This is a genomic window from Methyloligella sp. GL2 (genome assembly GCF_013341275.1).
Taxonomy (GTDB): domain Bacteria; phylum Pseudomonadota; class Alphaproteobacteria; order Rhizobiales; family Methyloligellaceae; genus Methyloligella.
Genome location: NZ_CP054476.1, coordinates 2,506,600 through 2,531,311, shown reverse-complemented (window position 1 = coordinate 2,531,311; position 24,712 = coordinate 2,506,600). Strand labels below are relative to the sequence as shown.

Annotated in this window: 21 protein-coding genes; 15 read left to right on the top strand and 6 right to left on the bottom strand. The window is 63.1% G+C overall.

What is annotated here, in order from left to right; all coding sequences use genetic code 11:
- The first annotated feature begins 7 nt into the window (after positions 1-7).
- The 8 genes from HT051_RS11835 to HT051_RS11800 all read left to right on the top strand — a co-directional run bounded on the left by HT051_RS11835 (position 8) and on the right by HT051_RS11800 (position 7,603).
- Positions 8-943, top strand: coding sequence for a DUF58 domain-containing protein (locus HT051_RS11835; protein WP_246810074.1), 936 nt, complete (start codon positions 8-10; stop codon positions 941-943).
- Positions 940-1,923 (top strand): hypothetical protein, encoded by a 984-nt coding sequence (locus tag HT051_RS11830; protein ID WP_174542217.1) that lies wholly within the window; start codon positions 940-942, stop codon positions 1,921-1,923. The genes HT051_RS11835 and HT051_RS11830 overlap by 4 nt, the downstream gene beginning before the upstream one ends.
- Positions 1,924-1,926: 3 nt before the next feature.
- Complete coding sequence (locus HT051_RS11825; protein ID WP_174542216.1) at positions 1,927-3,012, top strand: vWA domain-containing protein; 1,086 nt, start codon at positions 1,927-1,929, stop codon at positions 3,010-3,012.
- Positions 3,009-3,590 (top strand): M48 family metallopeptidase, encoded by a 582-nt coding sequence (locus HT051_RS11820; protein ID WP_174542215.1) that lies wholly within the window; start codon positions 3,009-3,011, stop codon positions 3,588-3,590. The genes HT051_RS11825 and HT051_RS11820 overlap by 4 nt, the downstream gene beginning before the upstream one ends.
- 8 nt (positions 3,591-3,598) lie before the next feature.
- Positions 3,599-4,648 carry a VWA domain-containing protein gene (locus tag HT051_RS11815; protein ID WP_174542214.1) on the top strand — a complete coding sequence of 350 codons (1,050 nt, stop codon included), beginning with the start codon at positions 3,599-3,601 and terminating at the stop codon, positions 4,646-4,648.
- Position 4,649: 1 nt separating this feature from the next.
- Positions 4,650-5,186, top strand: coding sequence for an SRPBCC family protein (locus HT051_RS11810; RefSeq protein ID WP_174542213.1), 537 nt, complete (start codon positions 4,650-4,652; stop codon positions 5,184-5,186).
- A gap of 47 nt (positions 5,187-5,233) precedes the next feature.
- The gene (locus HT051_RS11805; RefSeq protein WP_174542212.1) at positions 5,234-6,229 is read left to right on the top strand and encodes a YncE family protein; all 996 of its coding nucleotides are present in this window, start codon (positions 5,234-5,236) and stop codon (positions 6,227-6,229) included.
- A gap of 102 nt (positions 6,230-6,331) precedes the next feature.
- Positions 6,332-7,603, top strand: a complete 1,272-nt coding sequence (locus HT051_RS11800; protein WP_246810073.1) for an ABC transporter substrate-binding protein — start codon at positions 6,332-6,334, stop codon at positions 7,601-7,603.
- 103 nt (positions 7,604-7,706) lie between these two features.
- Here the strand turns inward: HT051_RS11800 and HT051_RS11795 are convergent, their stop codons facing one another.
- On the bottom strand, positions 7,707-7,988 hold the full coding sequence (locus tag HT051_RS11795) for a hypothetical protein (RefSeq protein ID WP_174542210.1): 282 nt from the start codon (positions 7,986-7,988) through the stop codon (positions 7,707-7,709).
- 449 nt (positions 7,989-8,437) lie between these two features.
- Between HT051_RS11795 and HT051_RS11790 the strand changes: the two genes are divergently transcribed.
- The 7 genes from HT051_RS11790 to HT051_RS11760 all read left to right on the top strand — a co-directional run bounded on the left by HT051_RS11790 (position 8,438) and on the right by HT051_RS11760 (position 18,849).
- On the top strand, positions 8,438-9,880 hold the full coding sequence (locus tag HT051_RS11790; RefSeq protein WP_174542209.1) for an ATP-binding protein: 1,443 nt from the start codon (positions 8,438-8,440) through the stop codon (positions 9,878-9,880).
- Positions 9,877-10,536 carry a response regulator transcription factor gene (locus HT051_RS11785; protein WP_174542208.1) on the top strand — a complete coding sequence of 220 codons (660 nt, stop codon included), beginning with the start codon at positions 9,877-9,879 and terminating at the stop codon, positions 10,534-10,536. Before HT051_RS11790 ends, HT051_RS11785 begins: the two co-directional genes overlap by 4 nt.
- Positions 10,537-11,137: 601 nt before the next feature.
- Positions 11,138-13,051, top strand: coding sequence for a PQQ-dependent dehydrogenase, methanol/ethanol family (locus HT051_RS11780; RefSeq protein WP_174542207.1), 1,914 nt, complete (start codon positions 11,138-11,140; stop codon positions 13,049-13,051).
- 210 nt (positions 13,052-13,261) lie between these two features.
- Entirely contained in the window at positions 13,262-15,088 is a 1,827-nt protein-coding gene (locus tag HT051_RS11775; protein ID WP_174542206.1) for a quinoprotein dehydrogenase-associated putative ABC transporter substrate-binding protein, read from the top strand.
- A 791-nt stretch (positions 15,089-15,879) separates the two neighbouring features.
- Positions 15,880-16,407, top strand: a complete 528-nt coding sequence (locus HT051_RS11770; RefSeq protein ID WP_246810072.1) for a cytochrome c — start codon at positions 15,880-15,882, stop codon at positions 16,405-16,407.
- A gap of 39 nt (positions 16,408-16,446) precedes the next feature.
- Positions 16,447-17,781 (top strand): ABC transporter substrate-binding protein, encoded by a 1,335-nt coding sequence (locus HT051_RS11765; protein ID WP_174542205.1) that lies wholly within the window; start codon positions 16,447-16,449, stop codon positions 17,779-17,781.
- A 54-nt stretch (positions 17,782-17,835) separates the two neighbouring features.
- Positions 17,836-18,849, top strand: coding sequence for a PQQ-dependent catabolism-associated beta-propeller protein (locus HT051_RS11760; protein ID WP_174542204.1), 1,014 nt, complete (start codon positions 17,836-17,838; stop codon positions 18,847-18,849).
- Positions 18,850-18,886: 37 nt separating this feature from the next.
- Here HT051_RS11760 and modC read toward each other — a convergent pair whose 3' ends face one another.
- The 5 genes from modC to fdhF form a co-directional block, all read right to left on the bottom strand.
- Positions 18,887-20,008: a molybdenum ABC transporter ATP-binding protein gene (gene modC / locus HT051_RS11755; protein WP_174542203.1), complete on the bottom strand. Its 1,122-nt coding sequence runs from the start codon at positions 20,006-20,008 to the stop codon at positions 18,887-18,889.
- Positions 20,005-20,700: a molybdate ABC transporter permease subunit gene (modB, locus tag HT051_RS11750; RefSeq protein ID WP_174542202.1), complete on the bottom strand. Its 696-nt coding sequence runs from the start codon at positions 20,698-20,700 to the stop codon at positions 20,005-20,007. The genes modC and modB overlap by 4 nt, the downstream gene beginning before the upstream one ends.
- A 66-nt stretch (positions 20,701-20,766) precedes the next feature.
- On the bottom strand, positions 20,767-21,012 hold the full coding sequence (locus tag HT051_RS11745; protein WP_174542201.1) for a formate dehydrogenase subunit delta: 246 nt from the start codon (positions 21,010-21,012) through the stop codon (positions 20,767-20,769).
- Positions 21,002-21,832, bottom strand: a complete 831-nt coding sequence (fdhD, locus tag HT051_RS11740; RefSeq protein ID WP_174542200.1) for a formate dehydrogenase accessory sulfurtransferase FdhD — start codon at positions 21,830-21,832, stop codon at positions 21,002-21,004. The genes HT051_RS11745 and fdhD overlap by 11 nt, the downstream gene beginning before the upstream one ends.
- Before the next feature lie 3 nt (positions 21,833-21,835).
- Positions 21,836-24,688 carry a formate dehydrogenase subunit alpha gene (gene fdhF / locus HT051_RS11735; RefSeq protein ID WP_174542199.1) on the bottom strand — a complete coding sequence of 951 codons (2,853 nt, stop codon included), beginning with the start codon at positions 24,686-24,688 and terminating at the stop codon, positions 21,836-21,838.
- Between the last annotated feature and the right edge of the window lie 24 nt (positions 24,689-24,712).

The window sequence follows — 24,712 nt, the reverse complement described above, 5'->3', positions numbered from 1 at the left end:
TGGTCCGATGACCGACGGCGCACGGCAACAGATGGCAAGCGAACAGCCAACAGCGGGTTCGACCGGCCCCGTAAAGAAACGGACGAAGGAGCGGCAATCGGTCGATCTGCCCTACCGGCTCGCCTGGCGCAGCACCGCGGTTCGCACCGGCGCCCATCGCGGCACCATCGAAGGGGCCGGCGGTCTGTTCCGCGATCATGTACAGCTTCTGCGCTCGCCCGATCCAAGGCGCATCGATTTGCGCGTGAGCATGCGCGATCCATACGGCAATCTCTATGTGAAGCGCTTCGAACAGAAGAGCGCGATCACCCTGTACTGCCTGGTGGATCTTTCCGGCTCTATGGCCTTTGGCGGTGCCTCGCCGAAGCTCGATGCCGCCGCCGATATCGTCGGTGCGCTCGCCGCCTCGTCCCGCCGCATCGGCGATTCCTTCGGGCTGATCGGTTGCGGCCGCCATATCGTGCCGGAGCTGATGTTTCCGGCCACCCGTTCCCGCGGTGGCGAGAACGAGATGATCGAGAGGCTGCGCCACGCCGAGCCGCAGGGCCATAGCGTCGGCGGTCTGCTGGAAGCGGCGGGCTATCTCGCCGGTCACCGCAAGCTGGTCTTCGTGATCTCCGATTTCTATTTCCCCGACGAGACGGTCGAGGCGATCTTCGATGCGCTGACCGGCCATGACGTCGTCCCCATCGTGCTGCGTGACGAGACCGAGGCGCGCGAGCTGCCCGCCTGGGGGCTTCTCACCTTGCGCGATCTGGAGACCGGCGGCCATCGCATGCTGGCCATGCGGCCCAGCCTCCGCAAGCAACTGATCGCCGAGGCGGACGCCCGCGACCGCGTGCTGGGCTCCATCGCCCGCCGTCATGGCCGCGCGCCTTGCCGTCTCACCACCCCGGTGAATTGGGACCGCTTCACCGAATATCTGATGGGGGAAGCGGCATGAAACGGCGTCTATTGCTGCTTACCGGTTTGCTGCTTCTCGCCGTGGGCGTCGTATCAGGGTTCGTCCCTGGAGGCGCGGTTGCGCAAGACCAGGCTGCTCCGGAAGAGACGGTTTCGCCCGTGCGGTCGGTCCGCGTCAGCGAGCCGCGCGACTTCGGCTATTTCCCCGGCGACCTGATCCGCCGCGAAATCTATATCGCGATCGACTCGGCCTATAAGCTGCAGCCGGCTTCCCAGCCTGCCGCCGGCCCGCTCGACTATTGGCTCGATCTCAACAGCGTCGAGCTGAAAGAGGCTGAGAGTGGCGGGGTGCGTCGCTACCGGCTCACCCTCGACTATCAAAGCTTCTATGTGCCGTTGGAGGTGAAGCGGCGGCGTCTGCCTGGCTTCACGCTGGATTTCGTTGCCGAAGGCGGCGAGAAAGCCGCTGCCGCTGCGAATATCCCGCCCTGGTCCTTCCTGATGTCGCCCTTGCGCGAGATCGAAGCCAGCGAGCGGCCGGACGAACCCGCCGGCTTCCTGAAGCCCGATCGGGCGCCGCGGCTAAACGATACGCGCCCCTGGCAGATCGGTCTTGGCGCATCGCTGACCGTGGTGCTGCTTGGCCTGCTGCTGCTCGCCTATCACTACGCACGCTGGCCGTTCCATAAGCGCGCCGCACGGCCCTTCACCGAGGGCGCTCGCGCCATCCGGATCTATCTGCGCAAACCCGACCGGCCGGAGAGCTACCGCGGCGGCTTGCTGGCGCTGCACCGTGCATTCGACAATGCCGCCGGTCGCCGCCTCTTCGCCGAGGACATGCCGGGCTTCCTCAGGAGCCACGCCGCCTACGCGCCATACGATGCTGAAATCGATCGGTTTTTCGAAAGCTCGCGGCAGGTCTTCTTCAACGACGATCTGCCCGGTGCCAAGCAGCACATGCCGCTAAAGGCCATCGCCGCACTTGGCGACAAGCTCGGCGCCGCGGAGCGGAGGCAATAGCAGATGAATCTTGCCTTCACCCATCCCGGCCTCTTGCTGCTGCTGCCGCTCGCGGCACTGCCGCTGATCTTCGGGGTGCAGAAATCCGAAGGCTTCCCCTCGCTGCAGGCCGTCCATGCCGACGGCTTCTCCACCGCGCTCGCTATTCTTTTGCGGCTTACCGGAGCGCTGGCCATCGCTGCGCTGATCGTCGGCCTCGCCGGGCTGCATCATCTCGGCCAGAGCATCGAGCGGCTGGGGGAGGGGGCGCAGATCGTGCTGCTCTTCGATCGCTCCTCCAGCATGGACAATACCTTCGCCGGCAGCGTGCCCACCGGCGAGGAGTTCTCCAAGTCCACCGCCGCGAAGATCTTCCTCAAGGACTTCGTCAAGAAGCGCGAGCATGATCGCATCGGCATTGCCGCCTTCTCCACCTCGCCGATGTATGTGCTGCCGCTCTCCGATCACAAGGACGCGACACTCGCCGCCATCGACGCCATCGATCTGCCTGGGCTCGCCTACACCAATGTCGCCAAGGGCCTGGCCATGGCGCTCTCCATGCAGGAGGCCGATATCGAGGCCAATGCCGGCAATCTCGGCGGCAGCCGCGCCATCGTGCTGGTCTCCGACGGCGCCGCGGTGATCAGCCGTCAGGTGCAAGACCAGCTCCGCGCCGCGGTCACCAAGCGGCCGGTCAATCTCTATTGGATCTTCCTGCGCACCGTCGGCCATCGCGGCATCTTCGATGAGCCCGGCCCGAACGATCAGGACACCGCCTATGCCATGCCCGAGCGGCACCTGAACCTGTTCTTCGAGAGCCTCGGCATTCCCTATCAGGCGTTCGAGGCGGAAAACCCCGCCGCGGTGGAGGAGGCGACTGCCGCCATCGACCGGCTGGAGCGTCAGCCGATCCGTTATTCGGAGCGCGTGCCGCAGAAGGATCTGTCCTGGCTCGCCTACACCATCGCCGCGATCTGCCTGGCGCTGCTGCTTCTCGCCAAGCTCGCTGAAGTAAAGCTCACCGAGAACGGCGCCCGCCGGCGCGAGAGTCCCGCCCGCCGCCGCGCCACGCCGCATGCCGGGTCGCATTATGGGAGCGCCCATCCATGAGCCTTGCCCACCGCATCTTCGCCCGCAGCCGCGGTCCCGCTTTGTGGCTGGTGCTGTTCTTAGGGCTCGCCGGGACGGTCTTCACCGGCTGGCAGCTGGTCTTGGAAAAACAGGAGAACGCCAAGATCGCCGCGCTGCTCGGCGGCGAGAATCTCGAGGTCGAGCTCGACAAGGCCGGCTCCAAGCTGCTCGCCGCACGCGGCTATTACCTGCTGACCCGCGATCGTATGGAGCAGGCTCAGCCCGTCCTCGACCAGGCCAATTGGCGCGCCGATCCGAAGGACCGCACCGCGCTGCTCTACAACATGGCCAATACCCGGATGCGCCTTGCCTATGAGCAGGTGCGCGTCGGCCATTTCGAGAAAGGCATCTCGCTGGTCAATCTGGCCAAGGACGAATACCGCCGCGCCCTGCATATCGAACCGGAGGACTGGGACGCGAAGTTCAATCTCGATGTCTCCATGCGCCTGGTACGCGACCTGCCGCAAGCCAATCTGCCCGAAGATGAGGAGGATGAGCAGCAGCCGCCGTCTCAGATGTGGACCGACCTTCCGGGCACGCCGCAAGGAGCGCCGTAAGGACCGTCATGCTCGACCTTGCCAACCGTCCTGCATTTCGCGATCCGCGCTTCTGGCTGCTTGCCGCAGCGCTTGTCTGCGTCGCCATCGGTTTCATCCTGCCCAAGGTCCGGCTCAACCGCCAAGTCTATGACATCATGGCTTTTGTCGACATCACCAAGAGTATGAACACACGCGATGTCATGGTCGACGGCACGCCGGCAAGCCGCCTCGAGCAGATCAAGCAAGTACTGCCGCGTTTCGTCGCCGGGCTGCCCTGCCAGTCGCGTTTCGGCTTGGGGCTCTTCACCGAACGCCGGGTTTTTGTGCTCTACGATCCGATGGAGATTTGCGAGAACTTCTCCTCCATCGATAGCTCCATCGCCAATCTCGATTGGCGCATGGCCTGGGAAGGCGATAGCTACGTCACCAAGGGCGTGCACGCCGCCATCGCACTCACCGAGCGCCTGCAATCGAGCCTGCTGTTCTTCACCGACGGGCACGAGGCGCCACCTTTGCCGCATACCGGCATGCCGCCTTTCGAAGGCGAGCCGGGCAAGGTGCAGGGCCTGCTTGTCGGCGTTGGCGGAAAGTCTCTCTCGCCGATGCCGAAATTCGACGAGGAAGGCCGCGAGATCGGCGTTTACGGTCCGCGCGATGTGCTGCAGGAATCCCGCTTCGGCGTCGCCCCGACCGACGCCAAGGACCGGCCCGGCTATCACCCGCGCAATGCCCCCTTCGGCGCCATGCCCGAGGGCAACGAGCATCTCGGCCAGGTCAAGGAAAAGCATCTCAAGGAGATCGCCGCCCAGACCGGTCTCTCTTATGCGCCGATGTCCTCGCCCGACGGTCTGATCGATGTGTTCGAGGCCGCGGCCAGCCCGCGCGAGGTGGTGGTGGCCACCGATATCCGCCCGTATCCGGTGGCGCTTGCCCTTGTCCTTCTCGTCATCAGCTATGGCGTCCTGCCGCTGCGGGACCGGATCGTCCGGAGCCTTCGGCAGATCCACCAAAGCCTCACCTCAAGATCCGCCCCAGGATCGCGACTCACGACCAACCCAGAAGAAAGAAAGAACTGACATGAAACGTCTCACCCCGTATCTGCTTATCGCCTTCGTTCTCGGCATCGCGGCACCGGCCGCAGCCCACGGGCCGACCCCGAAGAAGGTGGAAGAGACCATCACCATCGATGCCGCCCCCGACGAGGTTTGGGCCGTCGCCAAGGATTTCGCCGGCATCAAGGATTGGCATCCCGGCGTCACCGAGGTTACGAGCAAGGGGGGCAATGAGGTCGATGCCGAGCGCACCCTGACGCTTGAGAATGGCGGCACGCTGATCGACAGCCTCGACGAGTATCTCGACGACGAGATGTCCTATTCCTATCGGCTGGAGAATGAGGATATCGAACATTTCCCGGTGAGCTTCTACTCGGCGACCTTCAGCCTGAAGCCCGCCGATGGCGGCAAGACGACCGTCGATTGGATGGGCCGTTTCTATCGCGCCGATACCGGCAATTTCCCGTCCGAGAATCAGAACGACGAGGCGGCCATCGCGGCGATGACGGCGTACTTCCAGCAGGGGCTCGGCGGCCTCAAGGCCGAGGTCGAAGGCCAGTAAGCGGGAGAAGCATGATGCGCGCGGCAGTCACGAAGCGATTCATATCATTGGCGTTTCTGATGCTGGGGGCGATCGCCGCCTTTGCCGGTCCGTCCCCGACTGCTGCCGCGCCGCTGCTCTACGTCACCAACCAGGACGGGGCCTCGGTCACCGTCATCGACACGGCAACGGACAAGACCGTCGCCACGTTTCCCGTAGAGGCGGGACCTGCGGTGATCGCCGTCTCGCCCAATGCCGACCGGCTGTTTGTCACCCATCCCGATAGCGGCAAGATGACCGTGCTGGAGGGAAGCGAGCTGCGCACGCCGCGGGTGTGCGATATCGGCGGCACGCCTTTCGGCATCACCGCCACCGCCGACGACCGCGTTTTCGTCAGCGATTGGAACCGCGATACCGTCAGCGTGTACGATGCCAAGACCTGCGCCGAGCTGGCCGAGATCAAGACAGGCAAGTCGCCGGCCCATCTCGTTGCCTCGCCCGATGGCACGCGCATCTTCGTCGCCAACCGGGAAGGCGATAGCGTCAGCGTCGTCGATACCGACCGGCTGCAAGTGCTGGCCACCGTCGCCGTCGGCAAGGCGCCGTTTGCGCTCGCCGCATCGCCCAAGGGCGATCGGCTCTACGTCGCCAACGTGCAAAGCTCCGATCTGACCGTGATCAATGCCAAGGGGCTGCAAGAGGTCTCCACCGTGAAGATGGGGCCGATGCCTTATGGCGTTGCCGTCTATCCGGATGCCGAGCGCGTGCTGGTCGCAAGCCAGCAGGGCGGCACCGTCAGCATCGTCGATTCGGAGATCATGGCCGTGGTGCAGCGCGCCAAGGTCGGCCGCTATCCGGAGAGCATCGCCATCCTGCCCGACGGCAGCAAGGCTTATGTCATCAACTGGTTCTCCGGCGACATCTCTGTGCTCGACGGCGAAAGCGGCGAGGAGCTGAAACGCATCGAAGCCGGCGAGGGCGCCCGCAGTCTGGCGATTGTCGATCCGCATCACGCTGCCCCGTCAGCCAGCCCCGATAGCGTGCAAGCGGTCCGGGAAGACTAAGCAACCGCCGCGCCACAACTTCTTATCCCTTTGCAAAGCGTTGCATGCCGCTTCTCCGGTACCGTCGCGCCGAACGTTGAGATGGAGCGAGAGGTGTTGTCCGTGCGTATTGGCTGGTTGATCGGTGTTTGTCTTGCTGTCCTGTTTCCCGTGTTCGCCGCCCAGGCGGCCGATGAGGCGAAACCGCAAGAAAACCAGCAAGCAGGTCAGCGAGAAGCCCAGCCGGAAAAGCCGGCGGAAAAAGCCGTCACCGAATATCCCATCGTCTATCTCGGCAAGACCTACCCGGAGCCGATCCCGCTTTCGCTGCTGGACCAGGAAACCACCGAGAAGGGGATCGACGGCGCGCGCCTCGCCATTGCCGAGAACAACCGCACCGGCAGCTTTCTCGGCAAGCATTTCTCCCTCGAGGAGCATCGCATCGCGCCCGATGCCGATATCCGCGAAGAGGCGAAAAAGCTATTCGATGAGGGGCGCAAGCTGATTGTCGCCGATCTGGAGCCGGAGGATCTTCTCGCGCTCGCCGACATGCCGGAGGCGAGCGATGCGCTGATCCTCGACATCCGCACCCATGACGACACGCTGCGCCAGCAGCAGTGCCGCGCCAATGTCTTCCATATTCTGCCGAGCGACGCGATGCGCACCGATGCGCTGGCGCAATATCTGATCTGGAAGAAATGGGATCGTTGGTTCCTGCTCAAGGGCACCGCCCCAACCGACATCGCCTATGCCAAGGCGGTGAAGCGCGCCGCAAGGCGCTTCGGCGGCGATATCGTCGAGGAGCGCAGCTACAAATTCGAGGCCGGCAACAACCGCGCCGATTCAGGCCATCAGCAGATCCAGACCCAGATGCCGGCCGCGACCCAAGCCGCCGCCGATCACGATGTGCTCTGGGTCGCCGATACGGTGGAAGGCTTCGGCGAATATCTGCCCTATCGGGTCTATACGCCCAAGCCCGTGGTCGGCACCCAAGGGCTCGTCGCCACCGCCTGGCACCGCTCCTACGAGGAATATGCCGGCACCCAGCTTCAGGACCGCTTCGAGCGCGCCGCCCATCGCTGGATGACCGAGCGCGACTATGGCGGCTGGCTGGCGGTGCGGGCGATTGGCGAGGCGGCCACCCGGTCTCCGAAAAGCGATCCGGCGGATTTGCGCGCCTATATGCTATCGGATGCTTTCACCGTCGCCGGCTTCAAGGGCAGGGGCATGTCCTTCCGCCCCTGGAACAACCAGCTGCGCCAGCCGATCCTGATCGCCGGTCCCCGCTCGCTGGTCTCCACCTCGCCCCAGGAGGGCTTCCTCCACCCCAACCATCTGACCGATACGCTCGGCTTCGATAAGCTGGAATCGAAATGCAGCTTCGCCGGAAATTGACCGGCGGATGGGCGAAAAAAAAGCCAACCGCGTAGCGCGATTGGCTTTAGGAGACAGAGGGTTCTCCATCCCCGACCCATTTGCGAGGGAGTTGTTGGAGAGGTTACTCGGCGTCGGTTCCCTCTTGCGACTTGATCCAGCCGCCCGCACAGCCTTTCTTGAACTCGTCGGCGGAAATATCGCCGCTTCCGTCAGTATCGACCATCTCGTAATTGATAACGAAATCGGTGGCCTTGTCCTTCGACAGGGTATCACCGTCACGCTCGGTCATACCCCACACCTTCTGGCAATCGGAATCGCTCAACGGCGGCCCGGCCTCGGCGGCGAGGGCGGAACCGGTGCCGGCGATGAGCAGCGTCGCAGCCGCAAGGAATGCCAATTTCATTTGCGTCTCCTCCTGGTCAAATTTTATGCAGTTTCCGCACGGCAAGTGAAAGCGAAGCCCCGCGGAAAAGTTCCCGCAGTAAACTTCTTTTCTGCGGATAAATTGCAAAGTAGCTCCCCGGAATCTTAAGCTAACATCCTGAAAATTAGAGAAAACATGAAGCAAAACCGATGTCGGCAGTCGCCTCGCGCCGAGCCGGCCCAGGGCGTTCCGGGAAAAAGTGGCAACGGGTTTAGCAAACCTGCCATTGATCTTTTCCGCGCAAGCGTCATGGAGTGTATGTCGTGGCAAAAATGCGGGGTCCGATGCCTAACGCATTTGCCCAAGCCGGTGAAAAATCCGGCAAATTTGCGAGTGATCGCAAGGGAAGGATTCGCTGCGCGGTCGGGGACGATCTCGCATTGAGATGGGCATTCCGGCAAGGAGCCGGGGAGGGAGAGATGTCGGGCGTGCTGCAACGACTTTGGCAGAAGCTCTGGTATAACCAGCCCGTGCGCATTCAGCTCTTGGTGGCCGTCTGTGCCATCAATCTGCTTGCGGCGCTGGCGGCCAGCGCAGTGTCCATTCTCAACACCCGCACCGCCACGCGGGTGGAGATCGAATCTTCTCTCGACGTCGCCCAGCGCTTTGTCGCCGCGACGGTCCGCGATCTCGCCGCGCAAGGCCGGCTGGACGAGCTGCGCGAGCAGCTTCCCCGGCAGCTCAAGCATCTGCGCCATGTGCGCATACTCTTCATCGATCCCATGGGCCAGTTCACCGAGCTGGCACCGGAAGCCTCGGAGACCGGCTGGATGGAGCCGTCCGAACAGGCGCCCGGCTGGTTCGCCGCGTTGGTGCGCCCGCGTCTTGAAGGCCGCGCCGTCCGCGTCGTCACCACCGAGAGCATGAATCCCATCGTCATCGTCGGCGAGCCGGCCGACGAGATCGCCGAAGCCTGGAACGACTTCTCCGCCCTGGTGCTGGTCTGGCTGGCTCTGGGGGCGGTCATCCTCGTCATCCTCTATGTCGTGCTCGGCCGGGTGCTGGAGCCGCTGGCCAATCTTTCCAGCGGCATGGCCAATCTCGAAGACGGCGACTACGCCACCCGCCTGCCAGTGCCGAAGGTGCAGGAGCTCGCCGTCATCACCAACCGCTTCAACACTCTGGCCAGCGCTCTCGACGTGGCGCAGGAGGAGAACAGCCGGCTCTACCGCCAGCTCATCTCGGTGCAGGAGAGCGAGCGGCGCGAGATCGCCAACGAGCTGCATGACGAGGCCGGGCCCTGTTTGTTCGGCATCACCGCCAACGCCTCTTCCATCAAAACCCTGACCGGGCAGGAGGGCGAACGGGCGACCAAAGAGATCTCCATGCGGGTCGGCGAGATCCTCTCCATCGTGGAGCGGCTGAAGCAGCTCAACCGCGGGCTGATCAAGCGCTTGCGTCCGGGCCCCTTGGGCGAGGTGCGCTTGAGCGATCTGCTGGAGGAGCAGATCTCCAACATGCAGCGCAGCCATCCGGAGACCGAGATCAACGCCGAGCTCGGCGAGCTCGCCAAATCCTACGGCGAGCAGGCCGACCTCACCATCTATCGCTGCCTGCAGGAGGGCATCACCAATGCCATCCGCCATGGCCGCGCCAAGCATATCTTCATCGACCTCAAGGAGGAGGGGCCGGCGGCGGAAGGCGAGGGCGCCACGCTTCGCCTCGTGCTGCGCGACGACGGCAGCGGCATCGCGCCGGGCACCCCGAAAGGCTTCGGCCTGACCACCATGAACGAACGCGTCCTGTCGCTGAAAGGCAGCTGCGAGATCGACTCCAGCCGCAAAGGCACGACGCTCCGTATCGCAATCCCCGTATCGGCCGGCACTGCGAAGCCGGCGCAATTGGCTGAATTGGTTGGAGGCTTAACGTGACGAGCGTTCTCATTATCGACGATCATCCCATCGTGCTCCAAGGCTGCCGCCAGCTCCTGGAAGATGCCGGCGTTTCGGAGATCACCCAGGCGCAGAGCCTCTCCGACGGCTTCCGCATGTATCGCAATCAGAAGCCGGATGTGCTGATCGTCGATCTCGCCATGCGCACCGGGGCTCTCGGCGGCCTGTCCTTCATTCGCCGCCTGCGGCTGCACGATACCGAGACGCCGATCCTGGTCTTCACCATGCATTCCGACCCGGTGATCGTCAGCCGGGCGCTCGAAGTCGGCGCCACCGGCTATGTGCTGAAAGACACCTCGTCTGAAGAGGTGCTCAAAGCCTTCCAGCGGGTGCGCGAGAATAAGCCCTATATCAGCCACGACCTCGCCTCCGAGGTCGCTTTCATGGAAGCCCGCGGCACCACCAATCCGTTGAAGAAGATGACCGTGCGCGAGCTGCAGACCTTGGCTCTGGTGGCCGAGGGCAAGCCCTACGGTGTCATCGCCGAGCAGCTTCACGTCAGCTACAAGACGGTGGCCAATACCTGCACCCAGCTCAAGGCCAAGCTCGGGGTCAAAACCCTTGCCGAGCTGATGAGGATTGCCATCCAGCACTTGCCGTCGGTTTCCAGCAAGCCCCCGAAAGCCTGGCAATAGGGGCGAGATTCGCGCCGCATCGGGCGGTGTGATCGGAATCCGGGATCGTCTGATTGGCAAAAACCATTGCCACGCTTACGTGCTTAACGGGCCGCTCTGAACCAAATTGCGTAATTTTTTAACCGCAAACAGGTGGCCGGAATAACTATTTCGATTCAATCGATTGGCACGCGCGAACTCGGTGAGAAACCGGTTTGCGCGTAATTTTTTTCGGGAAGTTTTAGAAACGAAACCCGTGCCTCCCCCTGCGTCAATCCGGCACTTTTCACTTGCAAAGGGGAAACATTTGGCAATTATGAGCAGGCAGCTTGCCAATGGGCGCTGTGTGCATTTGCCTTTTCGCAAGTGGGCAAAAGGGCTCAGCGGCGAATGGTTGCAGTCCTCGTGAGGTGTCACAAAGTGATGTCGTTATCAGCGGGCCAAGAAAGAAGCCGGCGCGTTCGATCAGATAAGCGCTTTCGGGCAACCTCAGCCAATTCATTGGAAATCGGTCGAGCAGTCGCCCCCTAGAAGCCATGTGGCCGATAGGGATCGCTTCGGTTCGTCCATAGCAAACTCAGCATTATCTCTGAACTGAGTAGCTTAGGGAGAGGAGACAGAGATGAAATACCTTAAGGGTAGTCTGATCCTGGGAGGCGTCGTCGCGATGATGGTCGGCCTTGCGGGTCAGGCTATGGCAAACAGCGACAGCGAGCAGCTGGAGCGCATGAAGGATCCCGATCAGTGGCCTGCCCCTGGTCGTGACTTCGAGCTTACCCGGCACAGTGCTCTGAGCGACATCACCACCGACAATGTCGGCAACCTCCAGATGATCTGGAACCAGTCGACCGGTGCTCTGCGTGGTCACGAAGGCCAGCCTCTGGTGATCAAGGACGTCGGCGGCAAGCCGGTGATGTTCTTCGTCAGCGGTTGCCCGTCCATGGCCAACTGTAACGTCGTGCAGGCTCTGGACCTGACCGACCCGGATCATCCCAAGCAGATCTGGCACTACGTCAAGACGACCGATCGTGACGAATCCGCTATCCCGCGGGCTTGCTGCGATACGGTTCACCGCGGCGGTTCCTACGCCGACGGCAAGTTCGTCTATGGCACGCTGGACGGCTGGCTGATCGCCCTCGACGGCCAGACCGGTAAAGAGGTCTGGGTTGTCAAGCATGCTTGGCCCGAGCGTGGTGAGACCATCACCCCGGCTCCGCTGATCGCCGACGACAAGGTGATCATCGGCTTCGGTGGTGACGAGTTCGCCGCCCGCGGCCGTGTCACCGCTTACAACCTTGCCGACGGTAAGCAGGCTTGGCTTTGCCAGAGCACGGGTACCGACGAGCAGGTCTGCCTGACTGCGGACACCAACAAGGCCAACCCGCAATATGGCCAGGCCGAAGGCATCAAATCCGGTGATCCGAAGAAGAGCCTTGGCATCACGACCTTCCCGGGCGACGACTACAAGCTCGGTGGCGGTGCTGCCTGGGGTTGGTATTCCTACGATCCGGAGCTGAAGCTGGTCTACTACTCGACCGGTAACCCCGGCCTGTGGAGCCCGTCCTATCGTTGCCCCGACAAGACCCACGAAGAGTGCAACAGTGGTGCTTTCGACAACAAATGGTCGATGACCATCTTTGCCCGCAAGGTGGAAACTGGCGAGGCTGTTTGGGCCTACCAGATGACCCCCTTCGATCAGTGGGACTATGACGGCATCAACGAGAACTTCCTGACCGACATGAAGATCGACGGTAAGGACGTTAAGGCCCTGAGCCACTTCGACCGTAACGGCTTTGCCTATGTGCTCGATCGTACCGACGGTACCCTGCTTCGCGCCCACAAATACGTGACCGCGAACTGGGCCGAGAAGATCGACATGAAGACCGGCCGTCCGATCAAGGTCCGCGAGCATTCTCCGCTCGAGGTTGGTCGTAACGTCCAGGCTTGCCCCTCCGCCATGGGTGGTAAGGACCAGCAGCCTGGTTCGGTCGATCCGAAAGAGCCGAACATCTTCTATATGCCGACCAACAACTGGTGCATGGAGCTTGAGCCTCAGGAGCGCACCCACACGAACCAGGGCACGGTCTACGTGTTCGCGAACGTGTACATGTATCCTGAGAAGCCCGGCACCACCGGCAAGATCAAGAAGTTCGACGTTCTTTCCGGCAAGACCATCTGGGAGATCCCGGATCCGTATCCGAACTGGAGCGGCACCATGGTTACCGACGGCGGCCTGGTCTTCTATGGCAGCCTCGGCGGTGACTTCCGCGCCGTGGATCGCGACTCGGGCAAGATCCTCTGGAGCCGTAAGCTGGGCTCCGGCATCATCGGCAACCCGATCACCTACAAGGTGGGCGGCAAGCAGTATGTGTCGGTGTTCTCCGGTATCGGTGGCTGGATCGGCCTGCCCGTTACCGCCGGTCTGGACCTGAACGACAAGTTCGGTGCCATCGGTGCAACGGCCATGACCAAAGCGGCCAACCTGGACAAGATCCCCCAGGGCGGCACGCTCAACACCTTCCGGGTCTTCGAGTAATCGAGATCCTTTAAGGTTCGGCGCCCGGTGCCCTTGCGGCACCGGGCGTCATTCCATATCTACCTGGTAGTAATAAGAACGTTTGCACGGTGAGCCTGCATTTTTGCTCAGGGAGGGCAGAATGCGGGATTTTCTGCCGGACGCGTCTTCTGAGACCCTCACAGGACCTTTCCCGGCAGCTGACCTTGCCCCCAAGGATTGAGCAGCCAAATGGTCGACCTAAAGCGCCTTACCCTCGTATTCACCTGCGCCGCCTTGATCGGCACCGGCTTCGCCAGCGGCATGGCCCGCGCCGAGCCGCTGACACGCCAGCTCGACAAAACCTACGAAGAGCTGAGCCCGGCCGAGAAGATCGCCATCAAGGCCGCCGCCAAATCCGCCTATAAGAACAAGAAGCTCAAAGAGCTGCATGTCTGCGCCGATCCCGGCAACATGCCGCTGTCCGACATCGATCGCGAAGGCTTCCAGAACAAGATCATCGAAGTGCTCGGCAAGTCGCTCGGCGCCCGCGTGACCTATCACTGGCGCCCCTTCATCGAGCGCGGCCTTACCCGCGAGACCTTCAGCCAGCGCATGTGCGATGTCATGCTCGACATCCCGGAGAACTATGAGCGCCTGCTGACCACCGAGCCGCTCTACCGCTCAGCCTATGTGCTGGTCTGGCCGACCGACGAGGGGCTTGAGCTCACCGGCCTCGACGATCCCAAGCTCAAGGATCTGAAGATCGGCGTGTTCCAGACCTCCGCCATCCGCCAGGCTCTGGCCAAGCGCGGTATCATGGAGAATGTCGTCAAGCAGGTGCAGAGCCACGATGGCGACCTCGTCGTCGAGCATCAGCCCTGGTACATCATCCAGCGCGCCATTGACGGCGATGTCGATGTGGCCGGCGTCTGGGGTCCCTTTGCCGGATGGGTGAAGACCATCAAGGGCGAGGACGTCACCATCCTGCCCGTCAATCTGGACGACGACACCGTGCCGCTCGAGTTTTCCCTCGCTCTCGGTGTCCGCAAGACCGACGTCCTTCTGAAATACATGCTCGACTACGCCCTGGACGACAACAAGGACGAGATCGAGAAGATCCTGCGCGATTACGGCGTGCCGCTGGTGAAGTGCAGCCAGTGCTTTATCCCTGGCGATCTGCCCTCCCACGGCAGCTATACCGCCATCTCGCAATCGGACTTCAAGGCGCGTCCGGATCTTGCATCGCCCGATCAGCGCGTCACCAAGGAGAAGCTCGAAGGCTGGCTGGAAGAGGGGGCCGATCCCACTCAGGAGCTGTTCAACGCCGTCACCGGCAATGACAAGGACCGCGTCGCCTTCCTGCTCACCAAGGGCGCCAAGATCGACCAGCTCGACAATAACGGCAGCGCGCCGATCCACATCGCCGCCAATGCCAAGGATGCCGGCATGGTCGAGTTCCTGATCGAGCAGGGCGCCGATCCGGACCTCCCCGACGATACCGGCATGACGCCGCTGATCTATTCGCTGCTGCGCGACGATGTGAAAACCGCGCAAGTGCTGATCGATGCCGGCGCCGATCTCGACAAGACGAGCCCGCAAGGCTATTCCCCGCTGGCTCTTGCCATCGAGGAGGGGCGTTACGAGGCGGCGAAGGCTCTGATCGAAGCCGGCGCCGCGATCGACACCCCCGTCGGCGACCAGAAGCTGACCCCGCTGATGATCGCATCGGCCAAGATGCGCCCGGCGGAAGGCGCGATCTTCCTCCCCGACAGCACCCGGCCTATCGATCTGGCCCGCATGCTGATCAAGAAGGGGGCGGATGTGAACGCCACCTCGAGCACCGGCGCCACGCCGCTGATGATCGCTGCGGCGCGCGACAACGCGCCGGTGATCGGGCTTCTGCTGCAGTCGGGCGCCGACCCGGAAATGAAGAACGACCAGGGCCAGACAGCGCTCGACATCGCCAAGATGAACGATGCCCAGTCCGCGGCCCAGGCGATCACCGTGCTGGGGCGCGCTCTATCCAATACCAAGCGGGCGCAGACCGAATCCGGTGCCGGCGCATCGACCCCGTAAGCCCTTAAGATCACATTCGCCGACCGTTCCGGATCGAAGGTTTTCGAACCGGACGGTGCCGGCGGGAAAGGGTTTCTTGCAGCAGCTTTTCGGGAAATTTTACCCGGTGCGATCCGCAGGTCTTGCCCGGCGTTGGTAGGAGGTGCGGCAAATAGGCAGTTATTAATGATGGAGAGCGGATATACAGGCGAAGTCAGTCAGGAACGAAGTATAATTTCTGTCGAAATCGAAATGCCGGAAAGCAAAAGCTTTGCGGCATCTCAGACGAGTTGGCAGTCCAATTGGCTTCTAGGTCAGAGAGTCGCAGGCATCATCGGTATTTATCGGTTATGAGTTTACCCGTCACTTCCCGTTCTCTAGCGACGCGCCGTCGCGGAATGCACCAATGCTCTATGATCCTTTAGGCCTATCGAGCAATTTCGGCCGCCCCGGCGGCTGGGACCAGGATCGGTTCTGCACCGAGCATGGCTCCGTTTGCCATCTTGCGCAGGACGCGGTCGGTGCTTGCGACGCAATGCTTTGCAGCCCCCATCGGGGCAAGGATGTCGGGGAAGCTGACAGTTTCTCGGTAGCGGCGTTTTCCTCCTTTCGCGTGAGCAGGGAAGGCTTGTCCGGCTTGGATTTTTGCCAAGCGGCGGGCGCTTATGCTTTTGGGGAGGGGACGCCATATGGTAGGACGGGCTAGGTCGTCAGCTCCCGGCTCCGGTCGGGAGATAGTGCAGGCCAAACGGGAAGATCTCCTAAGGTCTGCATGAAGCGAACTAGACCAACTAGGATGAGGAAACGATACAGTGCGTAAACTGATTTTCGGATTGGCGGGTCTCGCCATCTGCCTGTTGGGCATTTCCAGCTTTCAGTGGGAATCTAAAGCTGCTGGTGCTGACTGGACCATGCCGCCGGTCAAGGCGGTCGAGCGCTACAAGGAAAAGGGCACCCTGCACAGCCCGTATAAGACCAAGGAAGAGAGAGATAAGGTCGCCGAAGAAGGCCACAAGATTTATCTCGGCCTCTCCTGCAACGGTTGCCACGGCGGCGGCGGCGGTGGTGGCATGTGCCCGCCTCTGACCAACTCCGTCTGGGTCTATGGCGCCGATGACGACACGCTGTTCCGTCTCGTGACTGACGGCTCTGACAAGCTCCAGAAGGACTACGGCCTGACCCGCATCGGGTCGGAGAACGTGGTCGGTCCGATGCCGGCCATGGGTCCTGCGATCAAGACCTCCGAGGATCTGTGGAAAATCATCGCCTGGATCCGTACGATCAACCCGTCTTCTTTGGACACCGAATCGCACGTTCCGCCGCCGCCGGTCTTCGACTAACGGACGCAGCGAACGTCGGTGATTGTGAGACCTCGCTCCATGCTGAGCTCATGCAATCGCTATAAGAACTCGATCGCCAAGCTGCTTGCCGGCTTGGCGATCGTTGCGTTTTCGGCGGGCTTTTACGGCACGCAACCGAGCTTTGGGCAGGAGAGCGATGCCGCCGCGGCATCCTCCGACAAGGCCGCCGAGCCCAACCAAGACGCATCGAAAGATGCGCCGAAGAAGGCTGCGGCCAAAAAGCCGAAGACGGTCTTCAAGGTCGTCTATCTCGGCAAAAAATATCCCGAGCCGCCGCCCCTCACCATCGCCGAGGACATCGTCACCGATAAGGGTATCCAGGGCGCCCGGGTCGGCATCGACGACAACAATCGCACCGGCCAATTCACCGGCCAGGAATTCGAGCTCGTCGAGGCGATCATCCCCGCCGACGGCGATATCGTCGCCAAGGCCAAGGAGGTCTTGAAGGACGGTGATGCGCTGATCGTCGCCGATCTTGAGCCGAAGGATCTCCTTGCCGTCGCCGACCTGCCGCAAGCGCAAGGCTCGGTGATCCTCAATATCCGCGACAGCGACGACAAGCTCCGCCAGAAGCAGTGCCGCTACAACGTGTTCCACATCATCCCCAGCTGGGCGATGCGGGCTGACGCGGTGGCGCAGTATCTCATCGTGAAGAAATGGCCCCGCTGGTTCCTGATCAAGGGCAAGGCGCCCTCGGACGAGGCCTTCGCCAAAGCCACCGAACGCTCCGCCAAGCGCTTCGGCGGCAAGATCGTCGAGGACCGGGTCTATAAGTTCGAGACCGGCTCGCGGCGTCTCGATTCCGGCCATCAGCAGGTGCAAAGCCAGATGGCGCTCGCCACCCAGGGCGCACCCGAGCACGACATTATCTGGGTCGCCGACACCCAGGACGGCTTTGGCGAATACCTGATGTATCGCAGCTACACGCCGCGTCCCGTGGTCGGCACTCAAGGCATGCGTCCCGTCGCCTGGGACGATTCCTATACCGAATATGGCGGCATGGCCTTCCAGCGCGCCTTGCGCGACAAGGCGCACCGCAAAGCCGTGGAGCGCGACTACACCGCCTGGCTCGCCATACGCGCCATTGGCGAGGCGACGGTCCGCTCCGGCAAGACCGCGGTGAAGGATCTGCGCGACTACATGCTGAGCGACAAATACAAGGTCGCCGGCTTCAAGGGCGAGGCCATGAACTTCCGCTCCTGGAACCATCAGCTCCGCCAGCCGGTGCTGCTCGCTGGCCAGCGCACCATCGTCAGCGTGTCGCCGCAGGAGGGCTTCCTGCACCCGAAATATCTGACCGATACGCTTGGCTTTGACGAGCGTGAATCCCTATGTGAATTCAAACAGAAATAGCGCTAAGACCAAAAACGCGTTCAAATAAAACAAACAAGATCCAAGGGAGTGAAAATGAAACGCTTTATGCTTGCCGCGGCCGCCGCCGCGCTGCTCGGCTTTTCGCCATCGGCTTTCGCGACCACCATCTTCGTCAGCAACGAGAAGGACAACACCGTCACCGTCATCGACGCCGACACGCTGAAGGTGGTGGCCACGGTGCCGACCCACCGGCGCCCGCGCGGCATCATCAAGAACCCGAAGAATGACGAGCTCTATGTGGCCGCTGGCGATGGCGACACCATCGACGTGATCGACATGAAAAGCCTGAAGATCACCCATGAGCTGAACTCCGGCCCCGACCCGGAGCTGATGGCAACGAGCGCCGACGGCAAGATCATCTATATCGCCAATGAGGATGACTCGATGGCGACGATCATGGACGTCGCCACTGGGGACGTGCTGGCCCAGGTGCCGGTCGGTGTCGAGCCGGAAGGCGTCGGTGTCAGTCCGGACGATAAATACACCGTCATCACCTCCGAGAGCACCTCGATGGCCCATGTCATCGACAACGACACCAACGAGCTGATCGCCAATGTGCTGGTCGACACCCGTCCGCGCGAGGCGAAGTTCACCGCCGACGGCAAGGAGGTCTGGGTCTCCTCCGAGGTCGGTGGCTCGATCTCGGTGATCGACACCTCCGACTGGACCGTGAAGGACACCATCCGCTTCGAGGTGGAAGGCGTGCGGCCTGAGCTGCTGCAGCCGGTGGGCATGGATTTCATCGACGGCGGCAAGAAGCTCTTCGTGCTGCTCGGCCCGGCCAACCGCGTCGCGGTGATCGACACCAAGACCTATGAGGTCGAGGATTACATCTTGGTCGGCCAGCGCCCCTGGCACGGCGAGCTCTCCCCCGACGGCAAGCTCTATTATGTCGCCAACGGCCTCACCAACGATCTGACCGTGATCGACGTGGAAAGCCTGAAGCCGATCAAATCGGTGCCGGTTGGCCGGCTGCCCTGGGGCGTCGCCGTCTGGGAAGGAAAGCCGGATCCGGATGCGCTGAAGCGCAATCCGCCGAAGCAATAGAGGGCAGGGCACCTGGCGCGCGCGGGCGGTCTCGTCTCTACGAGGCCGCCGCGGTCTTCGCCGCTGTCTTGCCGTCCGGCGCCCCCGTTGTCGCCTCCGGATCGAAGGCGATGCTTTTCACCACCGCGTAGATTTTGCGCCCCGGCTTCAGCCCCAGCGCATCCACCGAGTGACGGGTGAGCCGCGCCACCAGCCGGGCTTCGCCGCATTGAAGCGCGATCTCGATCACCGGCCCGTGCGGCTGGCCGATCTCCGTCACCGTGCCCGGCAGGATATTCAGCGCGCTCAAACCTTGCGGCTTCTTGGTGGCGATCATCACGTCGCGCGCCCGGATGCGGGCGCGCACCGAGGCGCCTTGCGGCCGGTTCAGCCGCGGCACGCGCAAATCTCCGGCCGGCGTCTCCAGCACCGTGAGCCCGGTCTCCGCCTCATGCGCTGCGATCCGCCCCTCGACCAGCGCACCGGTCTCCGCCTCCTCGGCGACGGCAAGATCGATCCGGCTCAAAATCTCCGAAGCGGGGCCTGCGGCCAGCACATGCCCGCGCTCCACCAGCACGACGCTGGTGGCAAGCCGCGCCACTTCGGCAATCGAATGGCTGACATAGACGATCGGCAGACCGGCCTCGTCGCGGATCCGCTCCAGATAGGGCATCACCTCCTGCTTGCGCGCCTCGTCCAGCGAGGAGAGCGGCTCGTCCAGCAGCAGGAGCCGCGGCGCGGCAAGCAGCGCCCGCCCGATAGCCACACGCTGCCGCTCGCCGCCCGAGAGCCGCCCGACGCCCCGGTCTAGGAGATGGTCGAGACCGAGCAGGGCGGTGACCTCCTCAAGGCTCCGCCCGTCGCCCCCGGAGAAGAAGCGGCCATAGAGCAGATTGCCCTTCACCGAAAGATGCGGGAACAGCCGCGCCTCCTGGAACACATAGCCGATGCGCCGCTTATGGGTCGGCACGCCGATGCCTGCGGCGGTATCGGTCAGCACCGTGCCGTCCACCGTTACCTTCGCCTGCTTGGGCCGCAGCAGCCCGGCGATGATATTGACGATGGTGCTTTTGCCGGCGCCGGATGGGCCGAACAGCGCCGTCAGCCGTCCTTCGCTCTGGAAGGCAATATCGAGGGTGAGATCGCCGATCATGCCCTTGGCTTGAAAGGCGATGCTCATTGCCGTTTCACCCGCTCGCCGATGTGCCGCGCCACCGCCTCGGAGGCGAACAGCGCGGTCAGCGAAATCGTCACCGAGATCAGCGTCAGCCGCAGCGCCGCCGCATCGCCCCCCGGCACTTGCGTCAGGCTGTAGATCAGTGTCGGCAGGGTCTGGGTCTCGCCGGGGATATTGGAGACGAAGGTGATGGTCGCGCCGAACTCGCCCATGGCCCGGGCGAAGCACAGAATGGCGCCGGCGATGATGCCGGGCGCGATCAGCGGCAAGGTCACGGTGAGGAAGACCAGAAACCGGTTGGCGCCGAGCGTGCTGGCGGCCTGCTCCAGCCCGCGGTCCAGCCCCTCGACGGAAAGCTGGATCGCCCGCACCATCAGCGGAAAGCCCATCACCGCTGCGGCCAGCGCTGCCCCGGTCCAGCGGAAGGCGAACACCAGGCCGAGATTTTCCGCCAGCCAATGGCCGATCAGCCCGTTCCGCCCGAACAGCAAGAGCAGCCCGTAGCCAGTCACCACCGGCGGCAGCACCAAAGGCAGCAGCACCAGCGCGTTGAGGATGGCGCGGCCGAAGAAGCGGCAGCGCCCCAGAACCAGCGCCACAGCTACGGCAAGCGGCAGGCTCGCCAGCATGGCCCAGCTCGCCACTTTCAGGCTTAGGCCGATGGCGGTGAGCTCTTCGGGCGTGAGGGTGAGCAAGTTCGTGCTCTCAAAAAATCGATTGGGGGAGGGCGGAGCCGCATCCCCGAAGAATCGGGCTAAGCGTCAGGCGTCCGATTTTGCCTTTTGCGTCATGTCGCGCAAGATCTCGATTGCCTTGCGGGACGGCCCCTCCAGCCCTTCGCCGCCGGCTTCCAGATGCTCCAGGATCTGTTTGCGCATGCGCGGATCCCAGAACTTCTTGATGTGATTGGCGATGCCTTCGGCGGCGTCCTCATGGGGCTGGTATTTGAAGAAGTCCCCGATCTGATTAACCATGTAGACCAGGCGGTCGACATTGCTATGCGACATGGCTTGTGCGTTCTCCCGTGACGCGGGCCGGATGGGTGAAAACCTCGAACCCGTCTTTTCTTGCAATCGCGATTAAGGTGATCCCGGCCGCTTCGGCCATGCGGATGGCCAGCGCCGTCGGCGCCGAAACGGCGGCAATCACCGGCGCGCCGGCAAAGGCGGCCTTCTGCACCATCTCCACCGAAACCCGGCTGGTCAGCACCACGATGCCGTCCGCGGCGTCGCGGCCCTGCCGGGCCAGCGCCCCGACCAGCTTGTCCAGCGCATTATGCCGTCCGACATCCTCCCGCAGCGCCACGACGCCCTCGGAAGGCGTCCAGAACCCGGCGGCATGAACCGCCCGGGTCTCGTGGTTCAGCGCCTGCAGCGGCCCCGTGGCCTCCACAGCCTGCATGATTTCGTCTGCGGTATAGATCGCGCCTTCGCCGACTTCCGGCGGCGGACGCAAAGCTTCGGTGAGGCTCTCGATGCCGCAAAGCCCGCAGCCCGTGGGACCGACCTGGCTCCGGCGGCGGCGGGCCAGCTTGGTGCCGTCCTCGCCCTTCAGCCACATGCGAAGCTCGATGCCGGCAATGCCGTCGACATCGCTCTCCACGATCTCAAGCTGCTCGATGGCGTCGGGAGAGGGGATCACCTGTTCGGTCAGGCTGAAGCCGACGGCGAAATCTTCCAGATCGCCGGGCGAAGCCATCATCACCGCGTAAGTGGCGGTGTCGTAGGTGAAGGCGATCGCCGTTTCTTGCGGAACGGCCCGTGTCCCGGAACTGAACCCTCCGCTCCGCCAAGCGGAACGGAGGACGCGCGCGAGCCGCTCGATCACCGCTTACTCCGCCGCGACGACCGTCGGCGCTTCTTCGATCCGGCGCGACTTGCGGCTGAACTCGTCATACTCCTCCTGCCACTCGGTCGGGCCGTTGGACGGCATCACCTGCACGGCCGTCACCTTGTATTCCGGGCAGTTGGTCGCCCAGTCGGAGAAGTCGGTGGTGACCACATTGGCCTGGGTCTTCGGATGGTGGAAGGTGGTGTAGACCACGCCCGGCGCCATGCGCTCGGAGACCTGCGCCCGCAGCGCCGTCTCGCCGGAGCGGCTAGAGAGCTTCACCCAGTCGCCGTCGCGGATGCCGCGAGTCTCGGCGTCGAAGGGATGGATCTCCAACAGGTCTTCCGGATGCCATTCGGAGTTCGCCGTGCGGCGCGTCTGCGCGCCCACATTGTACTGCGACAGGATACGTCCGGTGGTGAGCAGCAGCGGGAAGCGGGGGCCGCTCTTCTCGTCCGTCGGCACGTATTCGGTGACCACGAACTTGCCCTTGCCGCGCACGAACCCGTCCACATGCATGACCGGCGTGCCGTTCGGCGCCTCTTCGTTGCAGGGCCACTGGATCGAGCCTTCCTCGTCCAGCTTCTTGAAGGTGACACCGGCGAATTTCGGCGTCAGCGCCGCGATCTCGTCCATGATCTCGGACGGGTGCTCGTAATGCATCGGATAGCCCATCGCATTGGCGAGCATCTGGGTGATCTCCCAGTCCTCATAGCCGTTCTTCGGCGCCATCACCTTGCGCACCGGCTGAATGCGGCGCTCAGCATTGGTGAAGGTGCCGTTCTTCTCCAGGAAGGTCGAGCCCGGCAGGAAGACATGAGCGAAATCCGCCGTCTCCACCAGGAACAGATCCTGCACCACCACGCACTCCATGGCGGAGAGGCCGGCGATCATATGCTTGGTGTCGGGATCGGACTGCAGAATGTCCTCGCCCTGGATGTACATCCCCTTGAAGCTGCCGTCGATGGCGGCATCCATCATGTTCGGAATGCGCAGGCCCGGCTCGGAGTCGAGCTCGCGGCCCCACATGGATTCGAAGGTCTCGCGCACCGTGTCGGTGGAAACGTGGCGGTAGCCGGGGAACTCGTGCGGGAAGGAGCCCATATCGCAGGAGCCCTGCACGTTGTTCTGGCCACGCAGCGGGTTCACGCCGACGCCTTCGCGCCCGATATTGCCGGTGGCCATGGCGAGATTGGCGATGGCCATCACCGTGGTCGAGCCCTGGCTGTGCTCGGTGACGCCGAGGCCGTAATAGATCGCCGCATTGCCGCCGGTGGCATAAAGCCGGGCCGCGCCGCGTACCGTCTCGGCCGGAACGCCGGTATATTTCTCCATCGCCTCGGGGCTGTTGCGCTCCTCGGCGGCGAAAGCGGCCCAATCCTGGAACTCGTCCCAGTCGCAGCGCTCGCGCACGAAGTCTTCGTTCACCAGCCCCTCGGTCACCACCACATGAGCGAGCGAGGTGAGCAGCGCGACATTGGTGCCGGGCTTGAGCTGCATATGGAAGTCGGCCTCCACATGGGGGCTGCGCACCAGATCGATCTGGCGCGGATCGGCGACGATCAGCTTGGCGCCTTCGCGCAGACGCTTCTTCATGCGGCTGCCGAAAACCGGATGGCCGTCGGTCGGGTTGGCGCCGATCACCAGCACCACGTCGGAATATTCGATGGAGTCGAAATCCTGCGTGCCCGCCGAGGTGCCGTAGGTCGTGTTCAGACCGTAGCCGGTCGGCGAGTGGCAGACCCGGGCGCAGGTGTCGACATTGTTGTTGCCGAAAGCCGCGCGCACCAGCTTCTGCACCAGGAAGGTCTCCTCGTTGGTGCAGCGCGACGAGGTGATGCCGCCGATCGAGCTCCGGCCGTGCTTGGCCTGAATTGCCTTGAACTTGTCGGCGGCGAACTGGATGGCTTCTTCCCAAGACACCTCGCGCCACGGATCGTTGATGTTCTCGCGGATCATCGGTGTGGTGATGCGGTCCTTATGGCTGGCATAGCCCCAGGCGAAACGGCCCTTGACGCAGGAATGGCCGCGATTGGCCTTGCCGTCCTTATAGGGCAGCATGCGCACGACTTCCTCGCCACGCATCTCCGCCTTGAAGGTGCAGCCGACGCCGCAATAGGCGCAGGTCGTCACCACCGAATGCTCCGGCGTGCCGATATCGATCACCGATTTTTCGTTCAGCGTCGCCGTCGGGCAGGCCTGGACACAGGCGCCGCAGGAGACGCATTCGGACTCCATGAAAGGTTCCTGCATCGAGGGTGAAACCACAGAGTCGAAGCCGCGGCCGGCGATGGTCAGCGCGAAGGTGCCCTGCACCTCCTCGCAAGCCCGCACGCAGCGCGAGCAGACGATGCATTTGGACGGCTCGTAGGTGAAGTACGGGTTGGACGCATCGATCCCCGGATTGGGATGCTTCTTGCCGTCATAGCCGTAGCGCACCTCGCGCAGGCCCACCGCGCCGGACATATCCTGCAGCTCGCAATCGCCGTTCGCCGAGCAGGTCAGGCAGTCCAGCGGATGCTCGGAGATGTAGAGCTCCATCACGCCCTTGCGTAAGCGCTTCAGCCGCTCGGTTTGGGTGTGAACCGCCATGCCCTCGGCGACCAGCGTGGTGCAGGAGGCCGGCGTGCCGTTGCGGCCCTCGATCTCGATCAGACAGAGCCGGCAGGAGCCGAACGATTCCAGCATATCGGTGGCGCACAGCTTCGGGATCTCGGTGCCGGCTTCCATCGCGGCCCGCATCACCGAGGTGCCTTCGGGCACCGTGACCTCTTTGCCGTCGATGGTCAGCGTCACCATGGTCTCCGATTTGGAGCGCGGTGTGCCGTAGTCGATTTCTTCAATCAGCGACATGACAGCTTCCTCATCTCAGAATCT

What these genes read in the sequence shown, in the direction of transcription:
- HT051_RS11835 (WP_246810074.1), top strand. Translation starts at nt 8, where the DNA reads ATGACCGACGGCGCACGGCAACAGATGGCAAGCGAACAGCCAACAGCG.
- HT051_RS11830 (WP_174542217.1), top strand. Translation starts at nt 940, where the DNA reads ATGAAACGGCGTCTATTGCTGCTTACCGGTTTGCTGCTTCTCGCCGTG.
- HT051_RS11825 (WP_174542216.1), top strand. Translation starts at nt 1,927, where the DNA reads ATGAATCTTGCCTTCACCCATCCCGGCCTCTTGCTGCTGCTGCCGCTC.
- HT051_RS11820 (WP_174542215.1), top strand. Translation starts at nt 3,009, where the DNA reads ATGAGCCTTGCCCACCGCATCTTCGCCCGCAGCCGCGGTCCCGCTTTG.
- HT051_RS11815 (WP_174542214.1), top strand. Translation starts at nt 3,599, where the DNA reads ATGCTCGACCTTGCCAACCGTCCTGCATTTCGCGATCCGCGCTTCTGG.
- HT051_RS11810 (WP_174542213.1), top strand. Translation starts at nt 4,650, where the DNA reads ATGAAACGTCTCACCCCGTATCTGCTTATCGCCTTCGTTCTCGGCATC.
- HT051_RS11795 (WP_174542210.1), bottom strand. Translation starts at nt 7,988, where the DNA reads ATGAAATTGGCATTCCTTGCGGCTGCGACGCTGCTCATCGCCGGCACC.
- HT051_RS11780 (WP_174542207.1), top strand. Translation starts at nt 11,138, where the DNA reads ATGAAATACCTTAAGGGTAGTCTGATCCTGGGAGGCGTCGTCGCGATG.
- HT051_RS11775 (WP_174542206.1), top strand. Translation starts at nt 13,262, where the DNA reads ATGGTCGACCTAAAGCGCCTTACCCTCGTATTCACCTGCGCCGCCTTG.
- HT051_RS11765 (WP_174542205.1), top strand. Translation starts at nt 16,447, where the DNA reads ATGCTGAGCTCATGCAATCGCTATAAGAACTCGATCGCCAAGCTGCTT.
- HT051_RS11760 (WP_174542204.1), top strand. Translation starts at nt 17,836, where the DNA reads ATGAAACGCTTTATGCTTGCCGCGGCCGCCGCCGCGCTGCTCGGCTTT.
- modC (WP_174542203.1), bottom strand. Translation starts at nt 20,008, where the DNA reads ATGAGCATCGCCTTTCAAGCCAAGGGCATGATCGGCGATCTCACCCTC.
- HT051_RS11745 (WP_174542201.1), bottom strand. Translation starts at nt 21,012, where the DNA reads ATGTCGCATAGCAATGTCGACCGCCTGGTCTACATGGTTAATCAGATC.
- fdhF (WP_174542199.1), bottom strand. Translation starts at nt 24,688, where the DNA reads ATGTCGCTGATTGAAGAAATCGACTACGGCACACCGCGCTCCAAATCG.